An 8,431-nucleotide genomic window follows, 5' to 3' on the forward strand; every position below is an offset into this window, starting at 1 on the left:
TCAGACCTTCAGGTTCGGGATGATCTGCTTCTTGCGCGACATGATGCCCGGCAGCACCACGGTGTCGCCCTCGACATTCGCGCCGAAGCTCTTTTCGGCCACCGTCTTCACCAGATCGTTCGGCACCAGCAGCGTTGCTTCTTCCTTGAGGATGTCCACCACGAAGAGCAGCACCTCGTCGACGCCATCCTCGGCGGCGACGGTCTTGAAGCTCTGCATCAGGCTGTCCTTGCGGCCAAGCGGGATCTCGGGCGCGGTGGTCTCCAGCACCGAGACACGGAACTTGGTGCCGCCGACTTCGTATTCCTTGCTGTCCATGCGGATCAGTTCGGCGTCCGAGAAGTCCGACACGTCCGATTTGGCGGCGAACATCTCGACGGCGAAGTCGGGGATCTCGACGCCGAGATCGGCCGCCAGCGTTTCGGCGACGGCGCGGTCATGCGGCGTGGTGGTCGGCGAACGGAAGGCCAGCGTGTCCGACAGGATGCAGGTCAGCGCCGCGCCCTTGATCGCTTCGGGCATCTTTACGAAATCCTTGCCCATCAGGTCGATCATGATGGTGGCGGTGCAGGCCAGCGGGCGGACGGTGATGTCGATCGGGCCCTTGGTTTCCAGCCCGCCGACCAGCTTGTGGTGGTCGATGATGGCGCGGATGTCGGCGCTGTTGATCGAGGCCGGCAGCTCGGCGGGGTTGTTGGTGTCGACGATCACCACGGGCGCATCGGCCTCGACGTCGGCGATGATCTCGGGCTTCTCGAGGCCCCAGTGCTCGAGCATGAAGGCGGCCTCGGTGTTGGGTTCCCCCAGCAGCACGGGCTTGGCGTCCACGCCCTTCACCTCGCTGAGGTACCACGACCAGATGATCGGGCTGCCGGTGGAGTCGGTGTCGGGGGACTTGTGGCCAAAAACCAGGGTGGTCATGCGGAAGAAACTCCTCGGGTTCATAGGGAGGTGCATCGGGATGCATCGCGGCTTTCGCGGGGCGTTATAGGCAGATGCCCGCGGCTTGTCACGCCGCCAAATGCCGCTGCCATCGCGGGATTTGCGCTGTCCCTGCCACGTTTCCGTTGTGTTTCTGCCCTGTTTCCGCGGTGTCATGGAACCGCGCCAGCACACCCGCGTTGAGTGCCCCATAAGGAGGAACCACGATGAGTTTCATGACCAGCCCGCGCCCGATCGACGCCGCCATGGACGTGCCGCCCGATCCGCGCCAGCCAATGACCGCCGAGCAGGAGCAGCGCCTTCGTGATCTGTCCGAACGCGCGGGCGAGACCTTTGACGCCGAGCTGACCCTCTGGCAGGCCGAGCGGCGCATCGCCGAGCTCGATGATCTTGCCGGCACCACCCCTCCGGCGTCCTGACCACGCGGCCCGATCACGGCCCTGCTCGAGAGCGGCGGGGCGGGCAGGTCTCCGCCCTTCCAAACAGAGCCGTGATGGGCTGTCCGGCGTTTTTCGTTTACCGGCATCGCAATTCCTGATACCCGGCCCCCGAGCCCGCATGGGCAGATTGTTCAACGTTGAACCATCTTCGATGGGAGGCCTACGACATGACCGATACCGCTCAGGAAAGCCTGCGTCAGGCGGCGCTTTTCTACCACGAGAACCCCAAGCCCGGTAAGCTCGAGATCCGCGCCACCAAGCCCTTGGCAAACGGACGGGATTTGAGCCGCGCCTATTCCCCCGGCGTTGCCGAGGCCTGCCTCGAGATCAAGGCGGACCCCGCCAACGCCGCGCGCTACACCTCGCGCGGCAACCTCGTCGCGGTGGTCTCGAACGGCACCGCGGTGCTCGGGCTCGGGAATATCGGCCCGCTGGCGTCGAAGCCGGTGATGGAAGGCAAGGCGGTCCTCTTCAAGAAATTCGCCAATATCGACTGCTTCGATCTCGAGCTCAACGAGCCCGACCCCGAGAAGCTGGCCGAGATCGTCTGCGCGCTCGAGCCGACCTTCGGGGCGATCAACCTTGAGGACATCAAGGCGCCCGATTGCTTCATCGTCGAGAAGATCTGCCGCGAGCGGATGAACATCCCGGTCTTCCACGACGACCAGCACGGCACAGCCATCGTGGTGGGCGCCGCGGCGACCAATGCGCTGCACGTGGCCGGCAAGTCCTTCGAGGACATCAAGATCGTCTCGACGGGCGGCGGCGCGGCGGGCATCGCCTGCCTCAACATGCTGGTCAAGCTCGGCGTCAAGCGCGAGAATATCTGGCTCTGCGACATCCACGGCCTGGTCCATGAGGGCCGTGAGGAAGACATGAACCCGCAGAAGGCCGCTTTTGCTCAGGCCACCGACAAGCGCACGCTGGACGAGGTGATCGAGGGCGCGGACCTCTTCCTCGGGCTTTCCGGCCCCGGCGTTCTGAAACCCGAGCAGGTGGCCAAGATGGCCGCGCGCCCGATCATCTTCGCGCTGGCCAACCCGACGCCCGAGATCATGCCCGACCTCGCGCGCAGCGTCGCGCCGGATGCGATCATCGCCACTGGCCGCAGCGATTTCCCGAACCAGGTCAACAACGTCCTGTGCTTCCCCTTCATCTTCCGCGGCGCGCTCGACGTCGGCGCGACCGAGATCAACGACGCCATGCAGGTCGCCTGCGTCGAGGGGATCGCGGCGCTGGCCCGCGCCACCACCTCGGCCGAGGCCGCCGCTGCCTACCATGGCGAGCAGCTGACCTTCGGCGCCGACTACCTGATCCCCAAGCCCTTCGATCCGCGTCTTTCCGCCGTGGTCTCCTCGGCCGTGGCCAAGGCGGCGATGGAGACCGGCGTGGCGCAGCGTCCGCTCGCCGATCTGAAGGCCTACAAGGACAAGCTGAACGCCAGCGTCTTCAAGTCGGCCCTGCTGATGCGGCCGGTGTTCGAGGCCGCCGCCACCGCTTCGCGCAAGATCGTCTTCGCCGAGGGCGAGGACGAGCGTGTGCTGCGCGCGGCGCAGGCTATCCTCGAAGAGACCACCGAAACGCCGATCCTCATCGGTCGCCCCGAGGTGCTGGAAATGCGCTGCGAGCGGCTCGGCCTGACGGTGCGCCCGGGCCGCGACTTCCACGTGGTGAACCCCGAGAACGACCCGCGTTACCGCGACTACTGGGAAACCTACCACGGGATCATGGCGCGGCGCGGCGTGACGCCGGATCTCGCCCGTGCGGTGATGCGCACCAACACCACCGCCATCGGCGCGGTCATGGTGCATCGTGGCGAGGCCGACGCGCTGATCTGCGGCACTTTCGGAGAGTACCGCTGGCACCTCAATTACGTCACGCAAGTGCTTGGCAGCGAACGGGCGCAGCCGCATGGCGCGCTGTCGATGATGATCCTCGAAGACGGTCCGCTGTTCATCTCGGACACGCAGATCTGGATCGAGCCGACACCCGAGCAGATCGCCCTGACCGCCATCGGCGCCGCGCGTCACGTTCGGCGCTTCGGCCTCGAGCCCAAGGTCGCGCTCTGCTCGCGCTCGCAGTTCGGCAATCAGGCCGACGGCTCCGGACCGCGTATCCGCAAGGCGCTCGAGATCCTCGACAGTGCACCGCGTGACTTCGTCTACGAGGGCGAGATGCATGTCGACAGCGCGCTCGACCCCGAGCTGCGCGCGCGGCTGCTGCCCAACGGCCGGATGCAGGGCGCGGCCAACGTGCTGGTCTTCGCCGAGGCCGACGCCGCCTCGGGCGTGCGCAACATCCTCAAGGTGAAGGCGGGCGGTCTGGAAGTCGGGCCGATCCTCATGGGCATGGGCAACCGCGCACATATCGTGACCCCCTCGATCACCGCGCGCGGGCTGCTCAACATGGCCGCCGTCGCCGGAACCCCGGTGGCGCACTACGGCTGATCCGAGCCCGGCCGCGGCGCCTTGGCGCCGCGGCCGACACTCCAGGCTCCGCCGTCATTGCGATTCTCCCGTCCGCGCTGGTCGTTCTCCATGGAACGGTTGCGCCGAATTTGCAAAAAATGGCGCGGTTTGCAGAAGAATTTGCAGGCCTCGCGGCTTTGCAAATTTTCTTCGCCGGTGCTTCGCAAAAAACAGCAAACTTCTGCGTCCTTCTGTCCCTGTGCGCGGTAACAGACTTGCCGGGTGACAGCTTCGAGCCGTATCAAAATTGCGCACCGCTGTGGAGACGGGCGCAAGGAGGAGGCACCATGGGCTATAAGGACATCTATGCCGGCTGGGCGTCGGACCCCGAGGGGTTCTGGATGCAGGCCGCCGAGGCGATCGACTGGGACAAGGCCCCCTCGAAGGCGCTCTTCGACCGGGGCGCGGGCATGTTCGAATGGTTCGCCGACGGGCTGACCAACACCTGCTGGAACGCGGTCGACCGCCATGTCGAGAACGGCCGGGGTGAGCAGGTGGCAATCATCTGGGACAGCCCGATCACCCACACCAAGCGCGAGATCACCTATGTCGAGCTGCGCAACCGCGTCGCCACCCTGGCCGGCGCGCTGCGGGCCAAGGGCGTCGAGAAGGGCGATAGGGTCATCATCTACATGCCGATGATCCCCGAGGCGCTCGAGGCGATGCTTGCCTGCGCCCGGCTCGGCGCGATCCACTCGGTGGTCTTCGGCGGCTTTGCCGCGCACGAGCTGGCGGTGCGCATCGACGACGCCAAGCCCAAGTGCATCATCGCCGCCTCCTGCGGGCTCGAGCCGAACCGCGTTGTGCATTACAAGCCGCTGCTCGACGGTGCCATCGACGCCGCCACCCACAAGCCCGACTTCTGCGTCATCTTCCAGCGCGAGCAGGAGGTTGCAACGCTGACCCCCGGCCGCGACGTGAACTGGCACGGCTTCCAATACGGCGTCGAGCCTGCCGAATGCGTCCCGGTCGAGGGCAACCACCCGGCCTATATCCTCTATACCTCCGGCACCACTGGCCAGCCCAAGGGCGTCGTGCGCCACACCGGCGGTCATCTGGTGGCGCTGAACTGGACGATGAAGAACGTCTACAACGTCGAGCCGGGCGACCGCTTCTGGGCGGCCTCTGACGTGGGCTGGGTCGTCGGTCACAGCTATATCTGCTACGGGCCGCTGATCCACGGCAACACCACCATCGTCTTCGAGGGCAAGCCCATCGGCACCCCCGACGCGGGCACCTTCTGGCGAGTGATCTCCGAGCACAGGGTGAAGAGCTTCTTCACCGCGCCCACCGCCTTCCGCGCTGTGAAGCGCGAGGATCCCAAGGGGGAGTTCGTCAAGAAATACGACCTCAGTTGCCTTCAGGCGGTCTACCTCGCCGGGGAGCGTGCCGATCCCGACACCATCCAATGGGCGCAGACCCAGCTGAACGTTCCGGTGATCGATCACTGGTGGCAGACCGAAACCGGCTTTGCCATCGCTGCCAACCCACTGGGGATCGAGCAGTTGCCGGTCAAGCTGGGCTCGCCCTCGGTGCCGATGCCGGGTTATGACGTGAGCATCCTCGACGAGGGCGGCCACGAGGTGAAGGACGGAGAGCTGGGCGCCATCGCCATCAAGCTGCCGCTGCCGCCGGGCACGCTGCCGACGCTGTGGAATGCCGAGGAGCGTTTCAAGTCCGCCTATCTCACCCATTTCCCGGGCTACTACGAGACAGGCGACGCGGGGATGAAGGATGCGGATGGCTATCTCTACATCATGTCCCGCACCGACGACGTGATCAATGTGGCGGGGCACCGGCTCTCGACCGGCGCGATGGAAGAGATTCTGTCGAACCATCCCGATGTCGCCGAATGCGCGGTGATCGGCGTGACCGATCCGCTCAAGGGCCAACTGCCCATGGGGTTCCTCTGCCTCAACGCTGGCTGCGACCGGCCGCACGACGAGGTGGTCCGCGAGGCGGTGAAGCTGGTGCGCGACCAGATCGGACCGGTCGCGGCCTTCAAGCTCTGCACGGTGGTGGACCGCCTGCCGAAGACCCGTTCGGGCAAGATCCTGCGCGCCACCATGGTCAAGATCGCCGATGGCGCCGAGTTCAAGACGCCTGCGACGATCGACGATCCCGCAATCCTAGGCGAGATCCGCGAGGCGGTGACGCCACTCGGCTACGCCAAGGCGTCGGCCTGACACGAATGACCGGGCGCCACCTCGGCGCCCCGCGCACACGCCTGTGTGACTGCACGCGTCTCTGGACGTGTTACCCTGCGGGCGTGTGCAGAGGAGGCCCCCGATGACCGAACAGACCCGCATGACCGCAAAGGACTTCAGCCCGGAGCTGCTGGAGCTCTACGACTTCTACGCCCATGGCATGATCACCAAGCGAGAGTTTCTCGATCGTGCCGGCAAGTTTGCCGTGGGCGGGCTCACGGCCGCCGCGATCCTGTCGATGATGAGCCCGAACTACGCGCTTGCCGAGCAGGTCAGTTTCAACGATCCCGACATTCTCGCCGAGTGGATCACCTATCCCTCGCCCAACGGCCACGGCGAGATGCGCGCCTATTTCGTGCGCCCCACGGGCCAAGAGACCGCGCCGGGCGTGGTGGTGGTGCACGAGAACCGCGGTCTCAACCCCTATATCCGGGACGTCGCGCGCCGCCTCGCCAAGGCCGGCTTCATTGCCATGGCGCCGGACGGGCTGACGCCCCTTGGTGGCTATCCCGGCAACGACGAGGCGGGCCGGGCACTGCAGCAGCAGGTCGATGGCGAGAAGCTGATGAACGACTTCTTTGCCGCTGTCGAATTCCTCATGGCCCATGACGCGGTGACCGGCAAGGTCGGCATCACCGGCTTCTGCTACGGTGGCGGCGTGGCCAATGCCGCGGCGGTGGCCTATCCCGAGCTGGGCGCCGCGGTGCCCTTCTACGGCCGGCAAGCTGCGGCCGAGGACGTGCCCAAGATCGAGGCGCCAATCCTGCTGCACTACGGCGCGCTCGACGAGCGGGTGAACGCCGGCTGGCCCGCCTACAAGGAGGCGCTGGAGGCCAACGGCAAGACCTTCGAGGCGTATATCTACGAGGGGGCCAACCACGGCTTCCACAACGACTCCACGCCGCGCTACGACGCCGAGGCGGCAGAGCTGGCGTGGTCGCGCACGATAGAGTGGTTCAACAAGTATCTCGGCTGAGCGGGCCGCGCGGCTCGCTATTCGGATCGGGGCAGCAGCACCCCCACGGCCAGCTCTTGGTCGCTGCCGCCGCCTTGCGCCTTGCGGTATTCCGCCGGGGTGATACCGCGCTCGGCCTTGAGGGTGCGCGACAGGTGCGGCCCGTCGCAGAAGCCGCAGGCCAGCGCCACCTCGGTCACCGAGGCATCGCTGCTGCGCAGCCGGATCAGCGCGCGCTCGAGCCGCAGCTCCATGTAGGCCTTGAGCGGGGTCTGCTTGAGATCCGCGAGGAACCGCCGTTCCAGCGTCCGGCGAGAGGTCCCGAGTTCGCGGGCGATCTCGTCGATGGGTTTCGGCAATTCGATGTGCTGCTGCATGCGCAGCACCGCGCGTTTCACCAGCTCGTCGCGGGCGCGCCGGGTGAGTGCCTGACCGGGCTGTGCCTTCTCGCCGCTCATCGCCTCGTCGATCATCATGATGTTGAGGCTCTTGACCGCCGCCGACTGGCCGATGTGGCGCTGCACGAGAAAGGCGGCGAGATGCGCAGCCCCGTGCCCGCCCGAACAGGTCAGCCGGTCACGGTCGACCACGAAAATCTGGTCTGACACCGGCGTCTCCGCCTCGAACCGGTCGACAAAATCCTGGTGGTGGAACCAGCTCACGCAGCAGCGGTAGCCCTTGAGTAGCCCCAGTTCCTGCAGGATGAAGACGCCGGTGCAGAGACCGACCACCGGGACCCCTGCCGCCGCCTGCCGCCTGAGATAGGCGAGCTCCGCCGGGCTCAGCGCCACCTCGTCGCTGATCAGCCCGCCGACCACCACCAGGTAGTCGTAGCTCCCGGCGTTGCGCAGGCGCGTGTCGGGCTGAACGCGCACCCCGCAGCTCGAGCGGACCGGTCCGAGCGTGTCCGAAAGCACAGTCCAGTCGCAGAGGATGGGGCGCGACAGGTCGGCCTCGTCGGCGGCGAGCCGCAGCACGTCGACGAAATTGGCAAAGGCCGAGAGGGTGAAGCGCCCCGCGAGAAGGAAGGCGACACGCAGGCGTTTGGTGGGCAAGGCAGACGGCATGGCGGGATTCTTCATGGGCTGGCGTAATCCTACAGAGATGCGGCGGGCAGGGGAAGATGCGCCGCGCGCCGCACGAGAGAGCGGCCTCACAGCGTCGGAAATCCGGCTCATGACGCTTCAGTTCATTTTTGGTGGCGCAATTCTTCACGTGTAAGCGACCCGGATGGCTTAGCAAGGGTCCCCAGCACTCTCCTCCAATCCGGGGCCCGCCGATGACTCGTTTCAACGCCTTTTCCCTTCTCAAGAACGCCGTGACCGGTCACAAGGACTGGACCGAGCAATGGCCGGACAGCCAGCCGAAGGCCGCGTACGACGTGGTGATCGTCGGGGCGGGGGGGCACGGTCTGGGCGC

6 protein-coding genes and 1 pseudogene are annotated in these 8,431 nt (G+C 66.2%); 5 read left to right on the top strand and 2 right to left on the bottom strand.

The window, feature by feature from the left end:
• Positions 1-921 carry a manganese-dependent inorganic pyrophosphatase gene (locus tag G0D83_RS17965; RefSeq protein WP_164196175.1) on the bottom strand — a complete coding sequence of 307 codons (921 nt, stop codon included), beginning with the start codon at positions 919-921 and terminating at the stop codon, positions 1-3.
• A 227-nt stretch (positions 922-1,148) separates the two neighbouring features.
• On the opposite strand from G0D83_RS17965, the gene G0D83_RS17970 reads away from it, so the two are divergent.
• The 4 genes from G0D83_RS17970 to yghX all read left to right on the top strand — a co-directional run bounded on the left by G0D83_RS17970 (position 1,149) and on the right by yghX (position 7,033).
• A complete protein-coding gene (locus tag G0D83_RS17970; RefSeq protein ID WP_108969235.1) occupies positions 1,149-1,361 on the top strand; it encodes a DUF3072 domain-containing protein in 213 nt (70 codons plus the stop codon).
• Between the two features lie 188 nt (positions 1,362-1,549).
• Positions 1,550-3,829 (top strand): NADP-dependent malic enzyme, encoded by a 2,280-nt coding sequence (locus tag G0D83_RS17975; RefSeq protein ID WP_164196176.1) that lies wholly within the window; start codon positions 1,550-1,552, stop codon positions 3,827-3,829.
• A 308-nt stretch (positions 3,830-4,137) separates the two neighbouring features.
• Complete coding sequence (gene prpE, locus G0D83_RS17980) at positions 4,138-6,036, top strand: propionate-CoA ligase PrpE (RefSeq protein WP_164196177.1); 1,899 nt, start codon at positions 4,138-4,140, stop codon at positions 6,034-6,036.
• Between the two features lie 103 nt (positions 6,037-6,139).
• Positions 6,140-7,033, top strand: a complete 894-nt coding sequence (yghX, locus tag G0D83_RS17985) for a YghX family hydrolase (RefSeq protein ID WP_164196178.1) — start codon at positions 6,140-6,142, stop codon at positions 7,031-7,033.
• A gap of 17 nt (positions 7,034-7,050) precedes the next feature.
• On the opposite strand, the gene G0D83_RS17990 is transcribed toward yghX, so the two are convergent.
• Positions 7,051-8,094 carry a GlxA family transcriptional regulator gene (locus tag G0D83_RS17990; RefSeq protein ID WP_235940158.1) on the bottom strand — a complete coding sequence of 348 codons (1,044 nt, stop codon included), beginning with the start codon at positions 8,092-8,094 and terminating at the stop codon, positions 7,051-7,053.
• A 197-nt stretch (positions 8,095-8,291) separates the two neighbouring features.
• Between G0D83_RS17990 and G0D83_RS17995 the strand changes: the two are divergent.
• Positions 8,292-8,431 (top strand): annotated as a pseudogene (locus G0D83_RS17995) (sarcosine oxidase subunit beta); the annotation flags it as partial.

This window comes from Salipiger sp. PrR003 (assembly GCF_010500785.1).
Taxonomy (GTDB): Bacteria; Pseudomonadota; Alphaproteobacteria; order Rhodobacterales; family Rhodobacteraceae; genus Salipiger; species Salipiger pacificus_A.

Bases quoted from the DNA above. Each gene is read 5' to 3' on its own strand.
- G0D83_RS17965 (WP_164196175.1), bottom strand. From the start codon at position 921: ATGACCACCCTGGTTTTTGGCCACAAGTCCCCCGACACCGACTCCACC.
- G0D83_RS17970 (WP_108969235.1), top strand. From the start codon at position 1,149: ATGAGTTTCATGACCAGCCCGCGCCCGATCGACGCCGCCATGGACGTG.
- G0D83_RS17975 (WP_164196176.1), top strand. From the start codon at position 1,550: ATGACCGATACCGCTCAGGAAAGCCTGCGTCAGGCGGCGCTTTTCTAC.
- prpE (WP_164196177.1), top strand. From the start codon at position 4,138: ATGGGCTATAAGGACATCTATGCCGGCTGGGCGTCGGACCCCGAGGGG.
- yghX (WP_164196178.1), top strand. From the start codon at position 6,140: ATGACCGAACAGACCCGCATGACCGCAAAGGACTTCAGCCCGGAGCTG.
- G0D83_RS17990 (WP_235940158.1), bottom strand. From the start codon at position 8,094: ATGAAGAATCCCGCCATGCCGTCTGCCTTGCCCACCAAACGCCTGCGT.